Below are 24,048 nucleotides of genomic sequence, written 5' to 3'. Positions count from 1 at the left end.
GGAAGTCGACCGTTTCCTGTTAGGGAGAAACGGTCGATTTTTTATTTTGAGGCAAGAAATTTTTGTTTAAGAAACTGCTTCCCGATGAACGTTGTATTGATAATGGCTAAATAAGACAAGCACCTAAGTATTAAGGATCTAATCATGTATATGCAATTGGAGCCCTAACCGTCCGTCCTGAAGGATTGCGCAATTCGTTGCCTGCGGTATTGGTACGGTGTGATGCCGTAGAGCTCCTTAAACAGCTTGATAAAATATTGCGGTTTCCGGTAACCGACCATACGCGCGATGTCCATGACATGAAGATGGGAAACCTCCAGCAGGTGGGCCGATTTCTCCAAGCGGGCGCGCAGAATGTAACTCGACAGGTTTTCACCCGTTTCCTGCTTATACAATTTGGACAGGTAGACGGGATGGAGATGCACGATACCGCCCAATTCATCAAGACTAAGGCCGTCGCCCAGATGCCCGAGGATGTAGTCCCTTACCGCACGCACGATATCCGCGCTGGAACAGTGCCGGTCCGGCCGATCGGGAGGGCTCGTCAAAATATTAGATGCATGACCGGCTGAATCCTCCACGTCCCGGGGCTCCGATCGGTGTGCGCCGATACTCATAATCGTCGAAATTACGTTCGACCGCTTCTTCGGCAGCCTGCAAATCAAACGCCTGGGTCGGATGTCTGCCCTGCCATAAACAGCAAACATGCCGTGACGCCTTTGGACAACGCCGCCTTCGTACGGATAAAATTCCACGATATGATTCACGGAGCCATCCCTGCGTACGAATGCTGTCATTGCCGTATCCGCGTGCCTTAACGCAAGCTGCCTGAATCTCATTTCAACGTCTCCCTGAATGCCAGCTTCTCTTTCGAGAAGTGGTATTTCCACATGCTCGAATCCCGTGTCGATCCAGCGCATCGCCTGCTGCACATAACTAGCCGACTAGATGGTGGAAGGAAATGTTTTTGATGGTATCCCCTTCCCCCTCGTGATCGCCCCGCGTCGGCGGGCGAACCGGATTTTCCTGAATTTCCATCGAAAACATCATATATGGCTTGGGATTAAGTTTGTCGTGACATATGTAACACCCATCTTCCAGGTGGCGATGCCTTTAATGCTGCTTCTTACGATATGGATCAGACAAAAGATGGAAAAAAATATCAATGAAAATATAAGCATCAACAAAACTTGTGTTCGCTAAAAATACCCTGAATACTTTCGGCTTTTTTAATTAACAATAAACCTGAACTGCAGAAAGAAGCCGTTATATACAGCTACCACTTTGTTGAAATTACTTGATTGACATGTAAGCAAACCATATTAGGAGGTACGAGAATGCAATTCGAACAACCACAAAATCATCAAAACATGGAGACCGGTATGATTCCTCCACAATTGAACCACGGCGGTCATGAGATGTTTGATGTCCACGAAGTATTGGCAGGGGCTATCAATACCATGAACACCTATACCATGCTGGGCGGACATGTGCAGGATCCGGAGCTTCGGGATATCCTGCAGCGCCAGAAGCAATTTATGGCTGATGAGTATAACATCACCTTAGAGTGTTTTAAATCAGGACAAGATCCTTCAAAGCCGACGCAAAGCTATAAAATGAAGCAGGGCAATGACTTTATTTACGGCATGAAACCAGGCCAACCGAAAAAACCGATGCAGTCCACAGCCGAGATCAACGATGAAACCATCGCGCTCAGCATGTTGAACGCAGTGAAATCGGGTGCTACGATGAAAACCAATGCAGCCATGGAATCTACGAATCCGGTCGTACGCCGCGTGCTTGCCGATTCCCTTCCCAACTGCATCGAGATGGCTTATGAGATTTCGCTATATCAGAATAAGCATGGATACTATCAAGTACCGCAGCTGCCTCAGCAAGATATGCAGTACATGCAGAATAGCTACGGCACAGCCCCAATGCCTGGCAATATGCCCCCACACTAATAATCAAAGCGCTTTGTCCGTATGGACAAGGCGCTTTTTTTAATTCTTCTGAAAGGAAAAGCAATACATAATCTCAGCGACTGGATATTAATTGAGAATGATTATCATCTATACTATAATAGGATAAAACAAGTTACAGTCTGAAGGGGTGGCCGTCAGCATGGAAGAAACGCAATATTCGCTGTTTGGGGTACACTTTATCAAGCTTGGTCATACCGAAGAGACTGCCGGCGGATTCATGGAAACACATACCCTGTTATTGGTAAGTAAAGGTTCTGGGGATTTGTATTTGAATGGAGTTAGGCATCGCTTGAAAGCGAAGGCGATCTGTTATTGTCCGCCGGGGACGATTGCCGACATACGTCGGACGCCAAACTCGTCGGTTCCGCTCGAGCTTTATGAATTGCGATACGATGTTTGGGAGTTCAAGGAGCGGACAACAAGCCGAATCATATACGGCAAGCGAATCTCTGCATTGATGGACACCGGTAAGCTTCCCGTCGCCGCTACTCACGAGGCTCTTGTTCTTGTTCAAGAATTATACCAATTCAAGCAAATTCCCGGAGTCAGCAGCGGGAGACTTGCTGCTGACCTTCGCATAGATGCGGTATTTAAACAACTGTTGGGTACGCTGCTGCAGTCAACCGACGATGTGGAGCGGGAAGAGGATTGGCTGGAGCGTATGAGAATTGTGGTGGATTATATGGAGAAGCATTTCGCCGAGGCGATAACCCGTAACGACATGGCAAAGAGGGTAGGATTAACCCCGGAACACTTCTCTGTATCGTTCAAAAGAGCAACGGGATCCGGCTTCTCGGAGTATCTGACGCGGCTCCGCCTGGAGAAAGCCAGGGAGGAATTGCTTAGCGGCGACGATCGTAATCTCGATCGAATCGCGCGGGAAATCGGCTACCAGGACGGTTTATATTTAAGCCGGAAATTCAAGCAGTATTTCGGCTACTCTCCTCGCGATTATATCCAGCGTCCGAAGCGTATTGTGGCCCTGCAATATGTGGGTCATTTGCTGGCGCTTGGACTTACGCCCGCTGGAACTTCGACCAATCTGCTGCGTGCCCGTCCCTATGTCGGAAAGCTGGGGAATGTAGAGGATGTAGGAGATGCTCGATCGCTCCAGACGATATCATCGTTGCAGCCCGATCTGATCGTCACGTCCGGACCGAATAGCGAGCCCTTATCCCAGCTTGCTCCAACCATTTCACTTCCTTGGGGACAGGAAGACCCGCTCGACGAACTGCTGCGATTAGGCAGAGCACTCAACCGCGAACGCGAAGCGAAGAACTGGATTGATGGATTTCGAGCGAAGGAGGAGCAAGCTGCTGTTCAAGTAGCTAAACTGATCAGTTCACATGCTACGGCTGCCGTGTTTGAGTTTTGGGCGGATCGGCTATGGGCGGTTAATATGGCGTATGGAAGAGGCTTGCGCCATTTATACCAGACGTTCTCGTTTCGGCCACCAGAGCCGCTTGCAGAACACGTATTGGGTGAGGGAGTCGGCTTGGAGTTAACGCCGAACATGCTGGCTGCTTATGCCGCAGATTATATGTTTGTAACCATCTGGGAAGGGGCTGGAGGTGCAGGCTATGCAGAACGTGTCATGAACAGCAAGGAATGGAGAAGCTTGCCTGCCGTTCGAAACGGGAATGTGTTCTTTCTCGATCTGGAGCTATTTAAATATAATGATCCGCTTGCTTTGCAGCAGCAATTGTCCATACTCACCGAACTTCTAACAAATGTCCATAGAACCGCTTACGGAACGCAATAGACTCGTGCAACCCTTGCCGTTATCATGATAATAATGATAATCATTATCAACACGATGGAGGGTTCAAAGATGTGGTTGCTTAGAGGATTGATGTTGTCTCTGATCGGAGGTATGGTCATTGTGCTGGGAGCCTGCGGAGACACGCAGCAGCAAAGCGAAAATGTCGTAAACAATGGCGACCAGCAAACAGGGGCAACACGTAAATATGAAACGGTCATGGGCGAGATCGAGATTCCAAAGGACCCGAAGCGAATTGTCGCCACGCAATATCTCGGCCATCTGCTGACCTTGGGAGTTAAGCCAGTCGGCGCCGGAACGGCCAGCCTGAATCAATATTTTTTGCAGGATCTGACCGATGGCATTGAGGATATCGGCGACGATAAGGCGGCGCTTGAGAAAATTGTGTCTCTTGACCCCGATCTCATTATTAGACCTTCCGATAAGAACTATGAGCAATTCGCCAAAATCGCACCAACGATTGTTATTCCCTGGGGAGCAAAGGATCTGTATGCCGAGCTGCGTGAGTTCGGAGAATTCCTCGGGAAATCGGAGGAAGCGGAGGAAGCGATTCGGCATTATGAGGAGAAGCTTGCAGAGGCCAAGGCGAAGCTGGACGGAATTGTGAAGGAAGGAGAAACGGTTGGTGTCTATGAGATTTGGGCGAAAAATTTCTGGGTTGTAGGTGAGAGCTTTGGGCGCGGTACTCGCAATCTGTATTCGGGTCTCGGCTATCAGCCGCCAGAAGCCGTGAAAGAGCAGATCGTAAACGGAGGAGCCGGTCTGGACATTTCCTTGGAATCACTGCCGGAGATGGCCGCGGATTATATGTTCGTGACGGTCTACGATGCGGACGGAGGCGGGGATCGTGCCAAGGAGATTTTGGAGAGTGCCATCTGGAAGTCCCTTCCGGCTTACAAAAACAATCGCATCTACACATTGGATATCAATCAGTTCTCGGCAGGCGATCTCATCTCGCTGGAGAAGCAATTGGAGATCCAGACGATGCTGCTGCTTGGCAACGGGAAGTAGCTGCATAGCGACAAAGTGTCAATCTGATATTCATACTTATTCATTTACAAAAGGTTCTCGAAATGCCGGTCAGATGCAGTCGATAAAGTCTCGGAGGCCAAGGGACAGATAGGCTTAAGAAGTCGCGATTCTTGCGGCTTTTTTTAGTGGTAAAAAAATGACTTAATCTCTAAATCCTATGTATATGCTTGGTTTCTTGGGCGTTTGGGTATTGTGGAGGATCTTCTCACTTTGTTAACAACTTTAAATCGTTTATAATGATTAGATAATAGTAGGTATTTTAATCTATCAATATTTATAATAGACTATAATATGGTGATAATTGACACAAAAAAAGGTGTGTTTTCAGAGGGCGCCTTGCTTTTTAATGACATTTTTAGCAGGGATGTCTATCTTTTTTCAAATATATGGGATAAGGAAGGTTTATAATGAGCAACATGGAGAAAAAAACAGACGTTATCTTAATCGGTGCCGGCGTCATGAGCGCAACATTGGGAGCCTTATTGAAAGAGTTAGTACCTGAGTGGGAGATCAAAGTGTTTGAGAAGCTCGCAAGCGCGGGGGAAGAAAGCTCCAATGAATGGAATAATGCGGGGACCGGCCATTCCGCATTGTGCGAGCTTAACTATACATCCGAAAAACCTGACGGATCTATAGACATCAGCAAAGCGATTAATATTAACGAACAGTTTCAGGTTTCAAGACAGTTTTGGTCTTATCTGGTGAGCAGCAATCTGATTCGCAATCCGCAGGACTTTATCATGCCTATTCCTCATATGAGTTTAGTGCAAGGCGAAAAAGATGTGGCTTTTTTGAAAAAACGTTTTGAAGCGCTGTCAAACAATCCACTCTTTCAAGGGATGGAATATTCCGAGGATCCGGATCAGCTGAAGGAATGGATTCCGCTTATTATGGAAGGGCGTACATCGAATGAGCCGTTAGCGGCAACCAAAATCGACTCCGGGACGGACATTAACTTTGGCGCTTTAACGCGCATGCTGTTTGACCATTTGAAAAGCAAAGATGTCGAGATCAATTACAAGCATAGCGTCAAGGATATTAAACGTACACAAGATGGTTCGTGGAAAGTGAAAGTGCATGAAATCGAGCACGGTAAAACCGAATATCATACGGCCAAGTTCATCTTTATCGGCGGCGGGGGCGGAAGTCTGCATTTGTTGCAAAAAACCGGTATTCCCGAGTCCAAACATATTGGAGGATTCCCGGTAAGCGGACTATTCATGGTATGCAAGAACCCGGAAGTGGTAGCGCAGCATCATGCCAAAGTATACGGAAAAGCCAAGGTTGGCGCTCCTCCGATGTCGGTTCCCCACTTGGACACAAGATATATTGACAACCAAAAGGCATTGCTCTTCGGACCGTTTGCCGGCTTCTCGCCCAAGTTCTTAAAAACGGGGTCGAATTTTGATTTGATCAGCTCCGTGAAACCGAACAATCTGTTCACCATGCTGGCGGCTGGGGTAAAAGAAATGGCATTAACCCGATACCTGATCCAGCAAGTGGTGCTATCGAATGAAAAGCGTATGGAAGAATTACGCGAGTTTATTCCGAACGCCAAAAGCGAGGATTGGGAAATCGTCGTGGCGGGCCAACGTGTACAAGTGATTAAGGATACACCGAAGGGTAAAGGAACGCTTCAATTTGGTACCGAAGTAGTTAGTGCCGCGGATGGATCGGTCGCTGCCTTGCTCGGTGCTTCCCCAGGCGCTTCGACAGCTGTTCACGTTATGCTCGAGGTATTAGAGAAGTGCTTCCCGCAACAGATGGAAGAATGGGAGCCGAAAATTAAGGAAATGATTCCTTCATACGGCATGTCTCTTGCGAAAAACCCGGCCTTATTCGAGGAAATTCAAGAATCAACTGCGGAAGCGCTAGGTCTAAGCTTAAAAGTACTGGTGCATAGTTAATACTAGATAGGTAGAAAGCGGCATTTAAAATACACATCGCGCAGTTAATGGATAACGCACGAATAAGGATAGTCCCATATACGTCTCGGCCAAATGGCCAAAGATCCAAGCGGTTCATTCATTGAACCGCTTTTTTACGTTATTTAACAGACAAGCATCACAGATATCAATATTTCGGATAATATTGAAAGTTTGCAGGATATTATGAATGGGCTAAGCCTCTTATAATGAAATCAAGAAATTGATAACACTTACATAATGATCATAGGAGGCTTATCCATGAAAATTACCCGGCATCCGGAGAATCCGATCGTAGTGCCTGGACTTTACGATTGGAGAAAGGTGACGGTATTCAATCCGGCCGTCATTATCGATAACGGAAAATTTTATATGATTGAACGGACGGCGGGATCCCTGACTCCCTGCAAAAACTACCTGGGTCTCCTGGAGAGCACGGACGGCGTGCATTTCACCCATGTGCTGGACGAGCCTGTCGTAACGCCGGACCAGCTGGGATTTCCTTACGGCAGCATCCAGGACCCGCGGATCGTCAAAATCGACGATACCTTTTATTTGAACTATGCATTGCGTCCGTGCGCCATGAACTATTACCCGACGGGAGCCGGCATTCCCGAACGCTCGATTCCCGAATATCCGGACGGCTGGGGCGAAGAGGAAGGCCATTGGCTGACGCGCTCCGGAATATTGACCTCCAAGGATCTCATTCACTGGGAATACCTATGCGATACGACGCCGCTAGATATTAATGATCGCGACAACATTCTGTTCCCGGAGAAAATCAACGGCAAGTATGTGCTGCTTCGCAGACCGGAAGAATACGTTGGGGAGGAATACGGAACCGAAAAAGCAGCGATGTGGATCAGCTACTCCGAAGACTTGGTGCATTGGGACGAACCCAAGCTGCTGGCAAAGGCCGAGAACAACGATTGGGAGTTTAAAAAAATCGGCGGCTCGACGCCTCCGGTGCGGACAGACAAAGGTTGGCTGGTGCTCTATCACGGCGTAGACCAAGATACGGTATATCGCGTAGGGGCCTTGCTGCTGGATTTGGAAAATCCGGAAAAAATCATCGCCAGAACACGCCGCTTTATTATGGAGCCGGAGACATATTATGAAAAGTTCGGCTATCAGATTCCGAACGTCGTTTTCCCGACAGGTAATGTAGTCAAGGACGGGCTTCTTTATATCTATTATGGTGTGACGGATACGGCGATCGCGCTCGCAACGGTTCCTTTGGATGAGTTGGTAGATTATATTTTGAACGAACCGCAATAACGCTGAGTTAAGGCGTGGCAGAGTAAAAATTGGTTTCTCTGTCACGCTTTCTATAGAACCCAACATGTAAGCGATACCATTAAACTGGAAAATTGTCAAGTTAATGTTATTAATATTGACGCCTGTTAACAAAATTGTGCATTATATATATTCCACCTATTCAAAATGACTTAAAAAAATTAGATGAAATCGTTTTTTTTATGGATATTGGGATCTGAAGCCCGATTGTATAATTAATATATCTTATATTGTTAAATATAAGAACATGATATGTAACATATAAAGAGAGGGGTATATCAAATGAGAACTTCTAAGAAGCTTAGAACGCTGCTGCTCACCGGAACAGCCGCGCTGCTGCTCATGTCAACCGTGGCCTGCGGTTCCGGAGAGAAAGATGCTGCCGAACCGGAAAAGGTTACCTTGAACATCATGCATCCGTGGACCTCGCCGAACGTGGATAACGAGGTGTACAAAGAGCGAATCGCCGAATTTGAAAAACAGCATCCCGACATCATCATCAAGCAGGACGGGGTAGCGGCAACCGAGTATAAAACGAAGCTGCGCACGCTGGCTGCCGCCAACAACCTGTCGGATATCAATGTCGTATGGCCTGGTGCCGATCTGGCTCCTCTGGTAGCCGGGGATCTGCTGATGCCGCTGGATGACCTGATGGACAATTGGAAGGATATCTTGCCGGAGGACGCATTGGCCGGGTTTAATCAGAACGACAGTCAATTTGCCGTGCCAACCAAACAAACCTTTGTGGATATTATTTATTACAACAAAGAGATGTTCGCAAAGGTCGGTTACGAGCAATTTCCGGCTACTTACGAAGAGTTCATCGATGCGGTGAAAAAGCTGAAGGAAGCCGGCATTACGCCGATATCCTTGGGCAATAAAGAGAAATGGCCGCTGCAATCGTCCTTCTTATCGATTATCGGAGACCGTTACGTAGGCAGTGATTTCTTGCAGAAAATCCTGAACAAGGAAGCCAAATTTACCGATCCCGAATATGTGAAAGCGATTGCCGTCATTGACGAACTCGCCAAGCTGGAGGCATTCAATACGGATGCGAACAACATGGATTCCGTACAGGGTCAGGATTACTTCATTCAAGGCAAAGCAGCGATGCATATCTCTTCTTCTACGGTTGACGGAAGAATCCGCATCAACAACGAGGAAGGGGACAAATTCGGCATTGCGCTCTTCCCGAGCGTCCCTGGCGGTTCCGGCGATCCGGTGAAAAGCGCGGGCGTCGTTCAGTACGGCATCTCCATTAAAAAAGGATTGAGCGATGAAAAGAAAGCGGCTGCCGAGGAATTTATCAAGTTTTTTGTCAATGAAGACTTATACAAAGATCTGATCAGTAAAGGCGTTGTCGTACCGGCCAACGTGGAAATTCCTGAAGATGCGAGCCCGTATCTCAAGGAAATGCTGGAGCTGACCAACAAGGGAACGGCGCCGGTGTTCGACAGTGTCATTCCGACGCAAGTTACCGACGTCATGCAGAATGGATTGCAGGCTCTGACCATCGGCAGAGGGACGCCGGAGGAGCTCGCCCAAGAGGTGCAGGAGGCTTTCGACAGCATGAAGTAAGCGACGAATTTCCATTGAGTCAACATTATGATGGCACAAAGAAAAACCCGGCAGCGGGTTTTTCTTATTAAAGGCAGAAAGAAAGGAGTTACGCCAATGCATACGCTTAAGCATACGAAATGGGCTATTTTCTTGGGCTTGGCGCCAGCACTCATTATCTATATATGTATTGCCATATTTCCCATCGGCTTATCGGTCTATTATTCCTTGATGAACTGGGATGGGATCACGCCTATGCGTTTTATCGGGCTGGACAATTTCGTAGATATTTTCAAGGATGATATTTTTTGGTTGTCGGTAAAAAACAACATCATTATCATGTTTACCGGGATAGCGGGACAGATCCCGCTTGGCCTGCTGCTGGCCCTGCTGCTGAATCGAGGACTTAAGGGCTCCAGTTTCTTCCGGACGATCGGATTCCTGCCCGTGGTCATCTCATCGGTCATGGTGTCCTTGATCTGGGGCATGGTGTACAACACGGAATATGGGATGCTGAACAATCTGCTTGGTGTTTTGGGACTCGAGAGCTGGCAGCAGAATTGGCTGGGCGATCCGTTTTGGTCCATGATCTCGATCAGCATCGCTTATATATGGCAAAACTGCGGACTGTATATGATTATTTTATTGGCAGCTTTGCAAAACATCCCCGATGAAGTCAATGAGGCGGCTGCATTGGATGGGGCGACTGGACTAAGCCGGATCATGCGCATTACCATTCCGATGATCCGGGGGACATTGCTCGTCTCCGTTGTCTACAGCATCAGCAATTCGTTCCGAGTGTTCGATCTGATCCAGATCATGACGGGCGGAGGACCGGCACATGCGACGGAGGTTATGACCGTCTATATGTATAACAGCTCGTTTATGAATATGAGATTCGGTTACGGCAGCGCGGTATCCGTTTTAATTCTGCTGTTTAGCCTTATCGTCATCACGATCGTAAATCGATTAGCAAGAGAAAAGGAATAGAAGGGAGAGGGAGGAGATGTACAGACAATCGAAATGGTTCCATTTATCGGCATACACTTTTTTGGGGATATTCGCTATTATTAATATAATCCCTTTCTTTTGGATGATCGTAGATTCGTTCAAAACCGAGCAGGAATATGCGGCGAACCCGTTCTCCATACCGACCGAGCTGCAATTCTCCAATTACGCTAAGGCGTGGGAAGTGGCGAATATGGATACCTACTTCCTTAACAGCATCATCGTAACGGTAGTGTCATTGATCGTGACGGTTCTTCTTGGATCGCTTGCGGCTTACTTTTTAGCCCGGTTCAATTTTAAGCTGCGCGGTGCGACTTACGCGATATTTCTGCTGGGCATGGTCGTTCCGATCCATGCGACCTTGATTCCGATCTTCTTGATCATGCGGAATCTGCATTTGCTGGATACCCATTTATCGCTGATTCTTCCTTACACAGCCTTCCATTTGTCGTTGACGATCTTTATTCTGGAAGGCTTTATGAGAGGATTCCCGAAGGATCTTGAAGAGTCGGGCGTCATGGACGGCGCGGGTGTATTCAAAATTTTCTGGTCGATTATTTTGCCGATCACGCGCCCTGCCATTTCAACCGTCGTGATTTTGAACTTTATCTATAATTGGAACGAGTACTTGTTCGCACTCGTCTTGATCAGTTCGTCGTCGCTGAAAACATTGCCGCTGGGGCTCGCCAACTTTGTCGGCATTGAAACGGCCAGCCTGACGCTGCAAATGGCTGCCCTGACGATCGCGCTTATACCGATCATTATTTTTTACCTGCTCCTGCAAAAACAGCTTGTTAACGGCATGACGGCAGGCGCAGTAAAAGGCTAATCCGGTTACTGTTCAACATCATGATGACATCGAAAGAGGGAATGGGCATGCGTAGCGGCTTTGGCTGGATCGGGAATTATGGTCTGAAACAGAAGGCTCTGGTCATTTTCCTCTTTTTTGTCATTCTGCCGACGCTTGGGGTCGGCGTCCTGGCCCAAGACAAGCTGAACGAAGTGCTGCGCAGCCAATTTATCCAATCAAGCCAGCGCAGCCTTGAGATCGTAACGAACCAGCTGGAAGAGCAAACGACCATGATTGAGGATATTGCCGATTATTTGATCCTCAGCAACGACATGCGCCAATATTTGCGTCTTGATCCACCGCCAGAGAGCGGGAGGGCAGAGCAGTTGAAGCAAAATCTCGAAGGATTTCTGACGTTTCAGTTGATGTCCAAAAACTATATCAAATCGATATCCATCACCGGCTTTAACGGCAATTCCATTGAGATGGGCGAGCCGATTCACGGCAACGAAGAGTCATGGAACCGCCTTGCGGACGAGCAGAAAGGCGGGATCGTATGGAGCAACGGGTATCCTTCAACCAGCGGTTGGTATGGAGAAGTGAGCCTCGTGTCCTTGTTCCGTGTACTGAACTCCTACGACGAGATCACGCTGCCGCTTGCCCAGCTCGTGATCCGTATGGATGAAGCCAGTATATTCAAACAGCTTCAACGGGGCTTAACGCGGGACGAAGGGATGGTATTCATCGTGGATTCCGATGGACAGCCTGTTCTGCCCTCCAAAGACAGGTTTCCCTTGAATATCGGCGATGAGGCAGCGTTTAAGGATATCGTGACCGCAGGGACGATGGGTACTTCCACTTATCGTTACGACGGGGAATCGTATTTGACCTTTCATCAACGGATGGAAAACACCGACTGGAATATCGTTTCCATGGTGCCCAAGGCTGCGCTTGATCAGGATCTACGCGGCGTAACCATATTGATGCAGTTCATTCTTGTCGGGATTCTCCTATTGGGTTTATCGGCCTTGATCGGCTTCCACTATACGATCATCAGGCCGATTCTGCGCTTGAAGATTGAGACCAATCGCGTAAAACTCGGCGATTTCTCCGCGAGGGTACCTATTCGTTCCAAGGACGAGATTTCCGAACTGAATCGCAGGTTTAACGATATGGTATCCACGATTCAGGAACTGATCGAGCATAAATACAAGCTGGAACTGCGGGAACGCGAATCCGAGCTGCGTTTGCTGCAGGAGCAGATGGACCCGCATTTTCTCTATAATACCCTCGATATGATCCGCTGGACTGCCAGGCTGGAGAAGGCCAGCGAGTCCAGCCAGCTGATCGAAATTTTGTCCCGATTCCTGCGTTCCAGTCTGAACAATGGTCATTACGAGACCAGTCTCGCAAAAGAAATGGAGTTCGTACGCTCCTATTTGTATTTGCAGCAGAGGCGGCTGGGTCAAAAACTGAAATACGCGCTTTATATGGAATATGATCTAGCGAATTCGCTTACTTTGAAGGCTACCATTCAGCCTTTGGTTGAGAATTTTCTCAAACATGGCATAGATCGGCGTGAGCCGGCAGCCAGAATATCGGTCATCGCGTATAAGCGGGAGGATGAGATTTGGATCGACGTGCAGGATAACGGGCGCGGAATGGACGATGTTACCTTAGAGGAGGTCCGGGAGTCTCTCCGTAACGGGGTGCAAACCGGTCACAATCGAGGTGCGCTCTGCAACATTCATGAACGTCTTTACCTATTTTTCGGAGAACGCTACGGTCTGGAAGTAATCGAGGCTTCAACGCAAGGTACCTTGATTCGCCTCAAGCTCCCACATTCTGAAACCTACGGTGGTGAATCGCATGATGCAACACGATAAGACAGTAAAAATGCTCATCGTTGACGATGAACCCGTGATCTGTCAAGGCCTGCGCTATACTATTGATTGGGCGGATCATGGCGTCGAAGTCGTTGCGGAAGCCTATGACGGCAGTGAAGCGCTGCAGGTAGTCCAAGAACAAGAGATTGATTTGGTTCTGACGGACATCCGGATGGAGGGAATGGACGGTCTTCAGCTTACTAAGGAGCTGAAGCGCTGCCACCCCCAGATTCGGGTCATCATGATCAGCGGTTATGAGGAATTCGAGTATGCACGCCAAGCCATCAAGCTTGATGTAACCGATTACTTATTGAAACCCGTCGATATTGAAGAATTGGTGGCGGTCGTGGCTGGAATCGTGGAAGACGTTCGCCGGAAGGATACCCGTCTCGATGGTTCAGTGAAGGATGCCGAGCTTTGGCTTGCCGAAATGGCCGCGCCGTACGAAACTTCAATAGCTAAGCCTGTGCCTCCATATCTACTAACCAGTGCCGAGTATAAACTCATAGCCACGCAGCTGGAGAAGTTCTCGAACCTCGCGGCTTCCGTGACCGAACAGGATTTTGCGATACTTCAGCAATTGTGGCTGCATACCATACGTGATAACCTGGAATCATGCGGAGTCCGTCACGTATCCGTATTCGTGCATAAAAATTTGCTGATGACCCTGCTGATGACGGATCAACCGCTATTGAAAGGGCAGTGGGATGAAATCCTGCAAAATATGCTGGATTCTTGGCCGAAAGAGCATCGCATGTATTGTGCGGTATCGGAGGCCTACGCTTCCTTGGATCAAACCGCAGCCATGTGTTCGGAAGTTCGAAACCTGCTGCCTTATCATGCTTTGGATAACTGCCCTATACTGGATTGCGCTTATAAGACCAAAGTGGATAACAGCCGGGCGCTGCGCGATTTTGACAGTGCGGACATGATCTCGAAGCTGACCGTGGCGTTATTTAAGCAGGATGCTGATATGCTGGAAGAGCTTGTGGGCGGCATGTTCCAATTTTTCCGCGATCAGCGCTATCTATTGACGGATATGGTGAAGGTCTGTGATGAATTGTCGATCATGCTGCGGCAGCGCCTTCGGCAAAGCGGGTTGACTCAGCTTGAGCATGGTCTGGAAAGGACGTTCGATCTGGATGTATACAATCATGCCGATGCAATCCGGCAGGCGATATCCACGGAAGTGTTTGACCTTCTGCAGCTCATCGACAAGGTTGGCATCGACCGATCGTTCTGGATTATTGAGAAGGCCAAGAAGTATATGGCGGAACATTATCTTAGTGACCTGAAAGCATCGGAAGTGGCCGCGTATTTGAAAATTACGCCGAGCTATTTCAGCAATATTTTCAAACAAAGCACGGGAAAAAGCTTCAGCGAATACATGAACGAATTGCGCATTAACGAGGCGAGAAAGCTGTTGTTGACGACGCAGGACAAGGTGTTTGAGATTGCAGATCGCGTCGGGTATAAAGAATACAAGTATTTTGTATCCGTCTTCAAACTGTACACGGGGATGACACCCAAGAAATATCGGGTCTTGAATATCAAGGAATAAGCATAATGACCAGATTGGAAGGAGAAAGAAAAAATGGATAAGTATCGGAATGCAGCGCTTCCCGTTGATGAGCGGGTAGAGGATTTGCTGTCGAGAATGACGCTGCGCGAGAAGGTCGGGCAGCTGAATCAGCACTTGTACGGCTGGATGGCATATCGGCATTGCGAAGGGACTGAAACGGAGTTTGAACTAACCGAATTATTCAAAGAGCATGTCGAGTGGGGAGCAGGCATGGGGGCGTTGTACGGACTCTTCCGGGCGGACCCTTGGTCTGGAGTGACCTATGAGAACGGGATTCCTACGCAGGACAATGCCAAGGTAGCGAATGCCATACAGCGCTATGTAATCGAACATAGCCGGCTTGGCATTCCTGTCCTTCTCTCGGAGGAATGTCCCCATGGTCATCAGGCGCTAGACGGAACGCTTCTGCCCGTTAATACGGCCATCGGATCGACGTGGAATCCCGAATTAATTGAACGCGCCTATTCCCATGTGGCCTCCGAAATCCGCAGCCGCGGGGCTCACATCGGCTTGGTGTCGGTACTGGACATCCAGCAGGATCCGCGGTGGGGACGCTCCGAGGAGTGTTACGGGGAAGACCCGTACCTGGCTGCGCGGATGACGGAAGCGGTTGTGCACGGCATGCAGGGACGAGAGCAAGAAGAGTGGAAGCACCCGGACAAGGCGGCAGCCGTGCTCAAGCATCTGTGCGCTCAGGGAGCAGGGCAGGGCGGTCGCAATGCAGGGCCGGTTCCCGTTGGCGAGCGGGAGCTTCGCGAAATTCATCTGCCGGCCGCGCAGGCTGGGATCAAGGCTGGTGCGGCTGGCGTCATGGCGGCCTATAATGAGCTCGACGGCATTCCGTGTCATGCCAATAATAAGCTGTTAACCGGTATTCTGAGAGATGAATGGGGATTCGATGGGATTGTCATGGCGGATGGAACGGCCATCGACCGATTGGTGTCCATAACTGGAGATTATGAGTCGGCGGCAGGACTTGCCCTGTCATCCGGGGTTGATCTTAGCTTATGGGACAAGTCGTTCACCACGCTTGAGCAAGCGGTGAAACAAGGGAAGGCCGATATGGAGTACATCGATCGGGCGGTGGCTCGAGTGCTTCGGCTTAAATTCAGACTGGGACTGTTCGAGCACCCATACATAGACGAAGGCTTGGCAGCTGCAACCGTCAATAATGCTGCCGCTAAAGACTTGAATGCATCCGTCGCGAGAGAAGCGGTTGTGCTGCTCAAGAACGACTCAAACATACTGCCGCTGAATAGCGGCCGGATCAAACGACTAGCGGTCATCGGCCCTAACGCGGACAGGCTTTACAACCAGCTTGGAGACTACACCAGCGTTCAGCGCGAGGGCAGCGGAGTCACGGCGCTTCAAGGCATTCGGATGGCTGCACCCGCAGGCACGGACATCGTCTTTGCTCCCGGATGCAGCGTACGAGGCATGTCCACGAATGGAATACCCGAGGCCGTTGAAGCAGCCCGTTCCGCGGATGCGGTCGTTCTCGTACTTGGCGGCAGCAGTGCCCGTCAATTCGGAGATACGTTTGATAGTAATGGTGCTGCCATCGTAGCTGAAGGGGATCCGACGGAAATGGATTGCGGGGAAGGCGTCGATCTAGCCGATCTCCGATTAGGCGGCATTCAGGAGCAATTGGTCCGGGAAATCCACGCGCTGGGGAAACCAGTGATTACGGTGCTCATTCAGGGACGTCCGCTGGCCATCGGCGAGGTGGCTGGGCTCAGCGATGCACTGCTGTGTGCCTGGTATCCTGGAAGCGAAGGGGGGCGTGCCATTGGCGAGATTCTGTTTGGACAGGTGAATCCCAGCGGCAAGCTTTCAGTCTCCATACCACGCTCCGTGGGTCAATTGCCGGTTTATTATAATCAGAAGAACGCTGGACAGCCTCGTCCCTATGTCGATATGCCGTCCAAGCCGTTATATCCGTTCGGATTCGGTCTTGGTTACAGCATGTTTGAATACGGGACTCCAACGATTTCTCAGAAGGAAATGACGCTGGAAGAGCTTCGATCCGGAGGCCGCGTCGAGGTGAGCGTGGAAGTGAGAAACAGCGGAGACAGGAAAGGACTTGAAACCGTACAGCTCTATATTCAAGGCGATCAATCAGGGATTACCCGTCGATTACGGGAATTAAAGGGATTTAAGAAGATAGCGCTGGAGCCTGGTGATGTAACCACCGTCACGTTCGAGCTCGGCTTCGAGGAGTTGGCTATTTGGAATCGAAACATGGAATTCGAAGTAGTCCCTTGTCGAGTCAACATCGTAGTGGGGGCCCATTCGGATTGGGAGAGCGGTGTTGTTCAGTTAAGGTTAAAGTCCTAAAACGAAGCTGAAACAAAAAAAGGGTTCTTATACATTAGCACGATGCATCGATACTTGGAGGCAGCATACAATGCTGTCTCTTTTTGTCGTGTTTGGTACGTTCGTTGACTAGAAGAAGAAATTGGGATATTATTTTAGAAATCAAGGAAAACATTAAAGTTTAATTATTTTCTGAACGAGGAGGTGTATCTATTGAGAGATCGAATTGTTGAGGCGGCAAGCCATGAAATCAAGAGAAGAGGATTACGCTTTACGATGGGTGACCTTGCCAAACGACTGGGTATGAGCACGAAGACGCTGTACGGATGGTTCCCTTCCAAGGATGTGCTGATTGCAACGATTCTTCGTGAGGCCATCATCGAACTTCAAGAAAAAGAAAAGGACATCATGGCTAATCCTGATCTGACGACACTCGATAAACTTAAGCGATGCCTTATCCTCATTCCGACTGATTTTCAGTTTATCGGATTAAACCTCATTACCGAGCTTCAGCGTTACTATCCTGATCAATGGAAGACGCTGGATGAATTTCTGAATAAACAATGGGACAGCATCACTGAACTATTTGAAGAAGGAATCAATCAAGGATTGTTACGCCCTTTTAATACCAAAATTTTTATTGATTTGTATGTTGGAGGCCTGTATCGATTAATTGAGGACTCGTCTGAAAATAAAAGCAGCATTACGCTTCAGGAGGGTCTGCGGGATATGGGAGAGATCCTGTTATCCGGTATTATCAAGAAGGAAGGTTGAACGATCATTCGTTCATTAAGGAGAAGAGAGGGCAACACATGAGTAAAACATTAAAAGGTCTGTTTTTATTTACGGATATCGGATTTATCGTGTATTGGATCGTCACTGCGCTAGCGTTAATTCCCAAGGAATATTTATATCAGGATTATACCAATGAGCTGTTAGTGGCCTGGAATTGGTCGTTCTTCCCGCTGGATATACTCATTTCCATCACCGGAATGTACAGCATTTACCTACATAAACAGAAGAATATAAAGTGGAGAAGCGTTGCTTTAATCTCGCTCATCCTGACATTTTGTTCCGGACTGCAGGCGATCGCTTTTTGGATCATGAAGTCCGATTTTGACATCATGTGGTGGGCGCCTAATCTGTACCTGATGTTATATCCATTGTTCTTCATCCCAAAAATGCTTGAGACCAAGGAGCCGTGTTAAGTCACGGCTTTTTGATTTTCGTTTTACTGGATGAACATTCGATAAAGGTTCACTGCCTACATCTTCTGAGTGCAAGCGAAAAAAAAGGGCTAAAGGACCATGCGGTTCGTCTAACTTTAAGTATTTTATACACGGGAAATTCCTGAGGTACATGGTAAACTCAATAGTGGATCCCCCATTTTCTGTAATGAAGCAGAAACTTGGCTGGAATGAAACGATGTTTCTGTATAAAGAGAGGAGGAAGATTTCCTTTACCATGGCAAAAATGCCCGCATGAACCTTGTCTTTCGTGCGTTTTCGGGGGCAGTCCAATTTCTTTCCTACTATTAATGGAGGTGTATTGATGGTTGACGTTCAAGGGTTGAGGCATATGAATAGGCATTTAAAAATGCTAACGTCCGCAATACTAGCAGCTCTCGTGTTTTGTTTGTCCGGATTGCCGGCATTCGCGGCGACTCCTGAGAAAACGATCAACGCTTCAGCAACGCTCGCCTACAACTTAAAGGGACTTAATCATAATGTGGCCGTTCAGAAGGCTTATATCGCGGATAAATATCTCTATGTCACGCAGCGGTCGAAGGGAACTTGCTATCTTTCAAGATTGCTCATTAACGGGAAAGACGCTACTTATGTAGATGAAATGACGGTTACGAATACCGGCCACTGCCAAACGCTGGATATGTATACGTACAATGGCATCAATTACTTTTACTTCAGTTCCAAAGCAGATCCTTCAACGGATTATTACTGGTCGCTGCAGGTAGCTAGGCTGCAATATTCGGCTGGCAAGACCGTGGATTATACGGATTTGCATCGCTTCACCTACATGAATTACGCCAATAAAACGGGGGCAAGGCTAGGTGAGACCTACCGAGTGGATGGCGGCGGCAACAGTACGCATACGGTGTTCCGCGTACAAACAAAAGAGGGGACCGTAACGTGGTCGATTTACGACACGGTCGCACTCAATAAGCTTCTGGACAGCAATGAACAGGTGCGGATGGACAGCGCAGCTGCGGTTAACGCCGCCGTTAGCAGCTTTACGCAGTCGGGCAGTGGGATCGTAAGGCCGAACGGATCCTTCCAGGGGGCCGATATGCTGGGGCAGACGAAAATATATACATCAGGCGGAGCCGAAGGCGACATCCCGCAGATTGCCATGATGACAAACGCAGGGACATTCAAAACCCTCGTGAACATCACGAATGTGGGAAACCATGAAATCGAGGGAGTGCAGACAAAGAACAGCAACGTTTATTTTACGATTGTGACGGACCCGGTAAACAAAAAAGATACGCAAAAAGTGTATTACGTTCCGGATAGTATATTTAATTAACATCCACTGAATTAGCCTCTGAGAACTGTGACATCAGTAAATTTATCATAGTTGGCATTCGACTATGGAAGGGAGATTTTGTCCATGAAAAAAGGCTTCGTTTCGTTTATCGCTTGCCTGTTGTTTGTTCCGATGTTTACAACGGGGGTGCTGGCGGCTGGAAAAGGGCAAGGCAAAGAAGTAAGCACAACGGTGATGTCTTACAATATCCACCACGGGGTTGGATTGGATGAGCAGCTAAGCCTGCAAAGAATCGCCGATGTTATCCGTGATTCCGGTGCAGAGATAGTCGGCCTTCAAGAAGTGGACCGGTTTTACGGGGAACGAAGCGACTTTCAAGACCAAGCGAAGGAATTGGCAGGTTTGCTCGGATATCACTACGCTTATGGTGCGAATCTAGATTTGGAGCCTGCGGAAGGTCAGACGAATAACCGCCAGTATGGAACAGCCATCATTAGCAAGTATCCGATCCTTCGATCCGAGAATGTTCTGCTGAGCAGTTTCGGGAAGGAGCAGCGCGGTGTTCTACACGCTGTCGTAAATCTGAGGGGGATCCATGTGGACGTGTACAACACGCATCTTGGATTGGACGTTACCAGCAGAACGGCACAGGCGCAGGAAATCATTGAACTTGCATCTGCCTCTGAGGGACCGGCGCTGCTGATGGGCGACTTTAACGCAGAACCAAACAGTTCAGAGTTTAAATTGTTGCTGGACAGCGGTTTATTCGTAAACAGCTTTCAGGGAATCGAAGATGCCTATACGTTTCCTGTAATCAATCCGTCGGTAACAATCGATTACATTCTGACCTCAGCTGCCGTTCAGCATTCAGATCAGCGCGTGATCCATACGGAAGCTTCGGATCATCTGCCTATCGCAGCCGAAGTAACATTCAAGCGTTAGGCCGTTTGGGTAAGCTTAAAGTTTAGGCTCGTGCAAGATATATGCAGGACATAACAATGGTCAAGAGGCTACCACCGGGCATTTGCTTGGGGTAGCCTTTTTCGTATGCGGAGATGAATCGATATTCTTCCCTTTACAGTTTTTTTACCGTTCTGTCTATATCCACAAAATAGGTTATGCTACGATACAAGCACAAGGAGGGAGCGTGCATGATCACTTGGAGATTACCGCTGGTTGCATTGATGTGCTTGTGCATAACCGTAACGGGGTGCATGCAAGGTGGCAAAGGGCAGGGCTCTGGCCGTATATTTTCGCACTCAACGGCATCAGATATGGCTGGTGCCCCAGAAAAGACAAAGCTGAGATTCTGGTCAACGGGGCGTCATGACGCGAATTATATCCAAGAGGTCATTCATCGTTATAACGAGGAGAATAGCGATTTTATTGAGGTTGAGATGACGGTGATGGCAGATGATTTTGCCCAATCGCTTGATTTGTCATTTGCCAGCGGGCAATCACCAGATATCTTTACCCCGATCGATCTCGCTGAAATGACCCGAAAAGGCTATGTGGAGCCGCTCAACCCATATTTAACGCCCGAGATCAGAAACAGGTTCGGGAAGCAAGCCTTCATCGAAGGATACAACGTCTTTGATCCATACATCTACAGCCTGCCTAACAGCGGATCAACCTTGCGTCTTATTTATAATGTGGAGCTGTTTAAGCGGGCCGGTATAACCTCCCCCCCGAAATCGCTTGACGAGTTGGTGGAGGCGGCAAGTCGGATCACCGAAATTGGAAAAGCGGACGGCATTTACGGTTTTGCCCTCCCCTATAAAATTCCTGCCAGCGCTCTCGGCCGGTCAGCGGTTCCGATCGCGGAAATAAGCGGAATCAGCGGCGATGGATATGACTTTTCGACAGGTAGCTATGATTTCTCAGGCTTTATACCGATTATAAGCGCATTTCGGACCATGATGGAGAATGGCAGTACGCTGCCGGGATCGGAATCTCTGGACATCGATCCGCTGCGGGCACAATTTGCCGACGGGAAGATCGGGATGTATCTGTCCTATTCTTCGGAACCCAGCATTTATAAGTATCAGTTTCCGGCCAAGATCCAATGGGGAGCTGCTCTTCCCCCATCGATTGACGGGACCTATAAAGGCATGATCAACCAGGGAGTTGGAGCGACAAGGTGGTTGTCGATTAGCAGCCAGTCGAAGCATAAGGAGGAAGCTTGGAAGTTTCTCCGTTATATGTATAGCGATGAAGTGCTGATTGGGTATCAGGAAGCCGGACTTGGCATTTTGTCCGTGGAGGCAATAGCCGCTAAAGCCAGAAAACCCGATATCGACGGCATCACCAGCTTCTTCCCAGGAGAGTATGACGGAATATGGCCTGCATCGCCTCAAGGATTCAAGCCAAAGGGTAAGGAGTGGGAGGACGAATTCGTAAAGTACATCATGATCGGCGGGGATCTTGATTCATTGGTTGAGGATCTGAACGCGCGTTACAACGCAGCATTAGATCAGGAACGGGCCGCAGGCAGAGTGGATATGAAAGCCATTCCTTCATTTGATCCGCTGCACCCTCAGGATGTCTCATGGCTAAGTGATTGATTACATTAACAAACAACTGCTGCCACAGCCGAAACATAGAGACGGAGGATGTTGATCAATGCTCTACCGACTATCGTTCAGACGCCGAATCTGGATTGCGTTTATGCTCATTGTCATTTTTGCGGTTACTACCGCAGGCGCGTTAAGCTACATGATCGCGGAGGAAGTTGTGAAGGACAATGCCTATCAGCTTAGTCAGGAAACGATTCATAAAACGTCGAAGGTGTTGGATGAGAAGCTGAATCATGTCACGCAAGCGGTTTACTCGATGATGGTCAATACGGCTTACCGAAGAGCGTTAGGGATGGACAGCAGCTACTCGGAGGCGGAGAATTACTATACCCATCTGTCCGGGCTGCAATCGACTTTTGTGCAGACCAAGCTGTATGAACCGATGATTGATTCTATTCTTATCGCCACGCGTGAGGGTGACTATTACCAGACAAGTCAGCAGCGTAACTTCTCCCATTCGTTCTATGATTCGGAGCTGTATACGCACATCAAAAGCGAGAAACGCAAATTATGGGTGGCCGGTCATGAGGACCGTTTCTTTTCCAGCAGGGAGAACGTCATTTCCTTTGTGATGGAGGGCATACCCTCCCATTACATCGAAGATATTTTCGTTGTAGCGAATGTCAAAATCGACTCGATTCGATCCTTAATTGCCTCGGAGGATAAAAATCGCAAGCAGTTTCATCTCTTGGCCTCTTCCGATGGGAGCGATGTGCTGCTAAACGATTCCGTCATCGCGGATACGCTGAAACATGAGCCTAAATACAGGGAGGCCTTAACAGCTGAGCAGGGTAGCTTTGAGTATTCGGATCAAGGTTATGAGTACCTCGTTAACTTTACCAAGCTGGGGGGAGTGAAGGAGTGGACGCTATTCAGCTTCCTGCCTAAATCAGAATTGATGAAGCAGATGGACAGCATTAAGCTGACCATTCTCGGGGTGATCACGGGATGCTTGCTTGTGTCGTTTGCTTTTGCGAATATGCTGACCCGATTGCTCATAAAACCGTTAAGCCACTTGCAATCACTAATGAAACGGGTGGAAATGAACGATCTTAACGTACGTTATGAAAGCGAATACAATGATGAAATTACGCAGGTCGGTTATCGCTTTAACCGGATGCTGGAAGAGCTTAATGAAATGTTTGATATTGTGAAGCAGGCAGAGAAGGAAAAACGTCAGTCCGAGATGAAAGCCCTGCAAGCTCAAATTGATCCTCACTTTCTATATAACACGCTGAACACGGTTTACTGGAAGTGCCAGCTGAATCAATTGGAGGATGTTCAGGAAATGGTGCTGTCCTTATCACAGCTGTTTCAGCTCGGCCTCAATCGCGGCAAGGAGATGACTACGCTTGCGCATGAGCTTCAGCACGTGGAGCAGTATTTAAACATTCAGCAAAAATGCTATGAAACGCTCTTTACCTACATGGTCGAGGTTGATCCCTTAGTGGATATGCAGCACCCGATCTTAAAAATCATGCTGCAGCCGCTGGTTGAAAATTCAATCCTGCACGGCTTTAACGATCGCAATGAGGGCGGCTTCATACGGATTCAGGTAAAGCAGGATAGCTCCTATCTGTACTTCATCGTTGAAGATAACGGTATGGGGCTGAACGAAAAGAATACAGCTGATCCACTCCTTCGTCAACCGGCATCCTCTGCTGGATCGGGTTATGCGTTATATAATGTCCGATTGCGATTACAGCTTCAGTATGGTAGCTCGGCTGATTTGCACTTGGAGAGCGAACCTAATGTATGTACCCGAGTTTCGATTATCATCCCCCTTTACCCACAACTCGAAGGGAGTTGA

General features: G+C 48.4%; 18 protein-coding genes. 17 read left to right on the top strand and 1 reads right to left on the bottom strand.

What is annotated here, in order from left to right:
• Window positions 1-164: 164 nt before the first annotated feature.
• Window positions 165-839, bottom strand: coding sequence for a helix-turn-helix transcriptional regulator (locus ACQKPA_RS07015; RefSeq protein ID WP_427490698.1), 675 nt, complete (start codon window positions 837-839; stop codon window positions 165-167).
• Between the two features lie 498 nt (window positions 840-1,337).
• Between ACQKPA_RS07015 and ACQKPA_RS07010 the strand changes: the two genes are divergently transcribed.
• The 17 genes from ACQKPA_RS07010 to ACQKPA_RS06930 all read left to right on the top strand — a co-directional run bounded on the left by ACQKPA_RS07010 (window position 1,338) and on the right by ACQKPA_RS06930 (window position 24,048).
• A complete protein-coding gene (locus tag ACQKPA_RS07010; RefSeq protein ID WP_427490696.1) occupies window positions 1,338-1,964 on the top strand; it encodes a spore coat protein in 627 nt (208 codons plus the stop codon).
• 160 nt (window positions 1,965-2,124) lie between these two features.
• Entirely contained in the window at window positions 2,125-3,747 is a 1,623-nt protein-coding gene (locus ACQKPA_RS07005; protein WP_427490694.1) for a helix-turn-helix domain-containing protein, read from the top strand.
• A 69-nt stretch (window positions 3,748-3,816) separates the two neighbouring features.
• Window positions 3,817-4,776, top strand: a complete 960-nt coding sequence (locus ACQKPA_RS07000; RefSeq protein WP_427490692.1) for an ABC transporter substrate-binding protein — start codon at window positions 3,817-3,819, stop codon at window positions 4,774-4,776.
• 428 nt (window positions 4,777-5,204) lie between these two features.
• Complete coding sequence (locus tag ACQKPA_RS06995; protein ID WP_427490690.1) at window positions 5,205-6,704, top strand: malate:quinone oxidoreductase; 1,500 nt, start codon at window positions 5,205-5,207, stop codon at window positions 6,702-6,704.
• Window positions 6,705-6,983: 279 nt separating this feature from the next.
• Window positions 6,984-8,000, top strand: a complete 1,017-nt coding sequence (locus ACQKPA_RS06990) for a glycosidase (RefSeq protein WP_427490688.1) — start codon at window positions 6,984-6,986, stop codon at window positions 7,998-8,000.
• Window positions 8,001-8,300: 300 nt separating this feature from the next.
• Window positions 8,301-9,596 (top strand): extracellular solute-binding protein, encoded by a 1,296-nt coding sequence (locus ACQKPA_RS06985; RefSeq protein ID WP_427490686.1) that lies wholly within the window; start codon window positions 8,301-8,303, stop codon window positions 9,594-9,596.
• Window positions 9,597-9,692: 96 nt separating this feature from the next.
• Window positions 9,693-10,565, top strand: coding sequence for a carbohydrate ABC transporter permease (locus tag ACQKPA_RS06980; RefSeq protein ID WP_427490684.1), 873 nt, complete (start codon window positions 9,693-9,695; stop codon window positions 10,563-10,565).
• A 16-nt stretch (window positions 10,566-10,581) separates the two neighbouring features.
• Complete coding sequence (locus ACQKPA_RS06975) at window positions 10,582-11,412, top strand: carbohydrate ABC transporter permease (RefSeq protein ID WP_427490682.1); 831 nt, start codon at window positions 10,582-10,584, stop codon at window positions 11,410-11,412.
• 47 nt (window positions 11,413-11,459) lie between these two features.
• Window positions 11,460-13,259, top strand: coding sequence for a sensor histidine kinase (locus ACQKPA_RS06970; protein WP_427490680.1), 1,800 nt, complete (start codon window positions 11,460-11,462; stop codon window positions 13,257-13,259).
• On the top strand, window positions 13,243-14,820 hold the full coding sequence (locus ACQKPA_RS06965; protein ID WP_427490678.1) for a response regulator transcription factor: 1,578 nt from the start codon (window positions 13,243-13,245) through the stop codon (window positions 14,818-14,820). Before ACQKPA_RS06970 ends, ACQKPA_RS06965 begins: the two co-directional genes overlap by 17 nt.
• Window positions 14,821-14,853: 33 nt before the next feature.
• Complete coding sequence (locus ACQKPA_RS06960) at window positions 14,854-17,178, top strand: glycoside hydrolase family 3 N-terminal domain-containing protein (RefSeq protein WP_427490676.1); 2,325 nt, start codon at window positions 14,854-14,856, stop codon at window positions 17,176-17,178.
• 192 nt (window positions 17,179-17,370) lie between these two features.
• Window positions 17,371-17,931, top strand: coding sequence for a TetR/AcrR family transcriptional regulator (locus ACQKPA_RS06955; RefSeq protein WP_427490674.1), 561 nt, complete (start codon window positions 17,371-17,373; stop codon window positions 17,929-17,931).
• Window positions 17,932-17,969: 38 nt separating this feature from the next.
• Window positions 17,970-18,365, top strand: coding sequence for a YvaD family protein (locus ACQKPA_RS06950; RefSeq protein WP_427490672.1), 396 nt, complete (start codon window positions 17,970-17,972; stop codon window positions 18,363-18,365).
• Between the two features lie 343 nt (window positions 18,366-18,708).
• Complete coding sequence (locus ACQKPA_RS06945; protein ID WP_427490670.1) at window positions 18,709-19,701, top strand: hypothetical protein; 993 nt, start codon at window positions 18,709-18,711, stop codon at window positions 19,699-19,701.
• An 84-nt stretch (window positions 19,702-19,785) separates the two neighbouring features.
• A complete protein-coding gene (locus tag ACQKPA_RS06940) occupies window positions 19,786-20,604 on the top strand; it encodes an endonuclease/exonuclease/phosphatase family protein (RefSeq protein ID WP_427490668.1) in 819 nt (272 codons plus the stop codon).
• A gap of 209 nt (window positions 20,605-20,813) precedes the next feature.
• The gene (locus ACQKPA_RS06935; RefSeq protein WP_427490666.1) at window positions 20,814-22,226 is read left to right on the top strand and encodes an ABC transporter substrate-binding protein; all 1,413 of its coding nucleotides are present in this window, start codon (window positions 20,814-20,816) and stop codon (window positions 22,224-22,226) included.
• A gap of 58 nt (window positions 22,227-22,284) precedes the next feature.
• Window positions 22,285-24,048 carry a cache domain-containing sensor histidine kinase gene (locus ACQKPA_RS06930; protein WP_427490664.1) on the top strand — a complete coding sequence of 588 codons (1,764 nt, stop codon included), beginning with the start codon at window positions 22,285-22,287 and terminating at the stop codon, window positions 24,046-24,048.

Source organism: Paenibacillus sp. NPDC093718 (assembly GCF_050279985.1).
Classification (GTDB): domain Bacteria; phylum Bacillota; class Bacilli; order Paenibacillales; family Paenibacillaceae; genus Paenibacillus_AQ.
Note: the sequence above shows the minus strand (reverse complement) of the source record. Positions and strands in the feature narration are given on the sequence as shown.

Coding starts and splice junctions, on each gene's coding strand:
- ACQKPA_RS07015 (WP_427490698.1), bottom strand. CDS start 839: ATGAGATTCAGGCAGCTTGCGTTAAGGCACGCGGATACGGCAATGACA.
- ACQKPA_RS07010 (WP_427490696.1), top strand. CDS start 1,338: ATGCAATTCGAACAACCACAAAATCATCAAAACATGGAGACCGGTATG.
- ACQKPA_RS07005 (WP_427490694.1), top strand. CDS start 2,125: ATGGAAGAAACGCAATATTCGCTGTTTGGGGTACACTTTATCAAGCTT.
- ACQKPA_RS07000 (WP_427490692.1), top strand. CDS start 3,817: ATGTGGTTGCTTAGAGGATTGATGTTGTCTCTGATCGGAGGTATGGTC.
- ACQKPA_RS06995 (WP_427490690.1), top strand. CDS start 5,205: ATGAGCAACATGGAGAAAAAAACAGACGTTATCTTAATCGGTGCCGGC.
- ACQKPA_RS06990 (WP_427490688.1), top strand. CDS start 6,984: ATGAAAATTACCCGGCATCCGGAGAATCCGATCGTAGTGCCTGGACTT.
- ACQKPA_RS06985 (WP_427490686.1), top strand. CDS start 8,301: ATGAGAACTTCTAAGAAGCTTAGAACGCTGCTGCTCACCGGAACAGCC.
- ACQKPA_RS06980 (WP_427490684.1), top strand. CDS start 9,693: ATGCATACGCTTAAGCATACGAAATGGGCTATTTTCTTGGGCTTGGCG.
- ACQKPA_RS06975 (WP_427490682.1), top strand. CDS start 10,582: ATGTACAGACAATCGAAATGGTTCCATTTATCGGCATACACTTTTTTG.
- ACQKPA_RS06970 (WP_427490680.1), top strand. CDS start 11,460: ATGCGTAGCGGCTTTGGCTGGATCGGGAATTATGGTCTGAAACAGAAG.
- ACQKPA_RS06965 (WP_427490678.1), top strand. CDS start 13,243: ATGATGCAACACGATAAGACAGTAAAAATGCTCATCGTTGACGATGAA.
- ACQKPA_RS06960 (WP_427490676.1), top strand. CDS start 14,854: ATGGATAAGTATCGGAATGCAGCGCTTCCCGTTGATGAGCGGGTAGAG.
- ACQKPA_RS06950 (WP_427490672.1), top strand. CDS start 17,970: ATGAGTAAAACATTAAAAGGTCTGTTTTTATTTACGGATATCGGATTT.
- ACQKPA_RS06945 (WP_427490670.1), top strand. CDS start 18,709: ATGGTTGACGTTCAAGGGTTGAGGCATATGAATAGGCATTTAAAAATG.
- ACQKPA_RS06940 (WP_427490668.1), top strand. CDS start 19,786: ATGAAAAAAGGCTTCGTTTCGTTTATCGCTTGCCTGTTGTTTGTTCCG.
- ACQKPA_RS06935 (WP_427490666.1), top strand. CDS start 20,814: ATGATCACTTGGAGATTACCGCTGGTTGCATTGATGTGCTTGTGCATA.
- ACQKPA_RS06930 (WP_427490664.1), top strand. CDS start 22,285: ATGCTCTACCGACTATCGTTCAGACGCCGAATCTGGATTGCGTTTATG.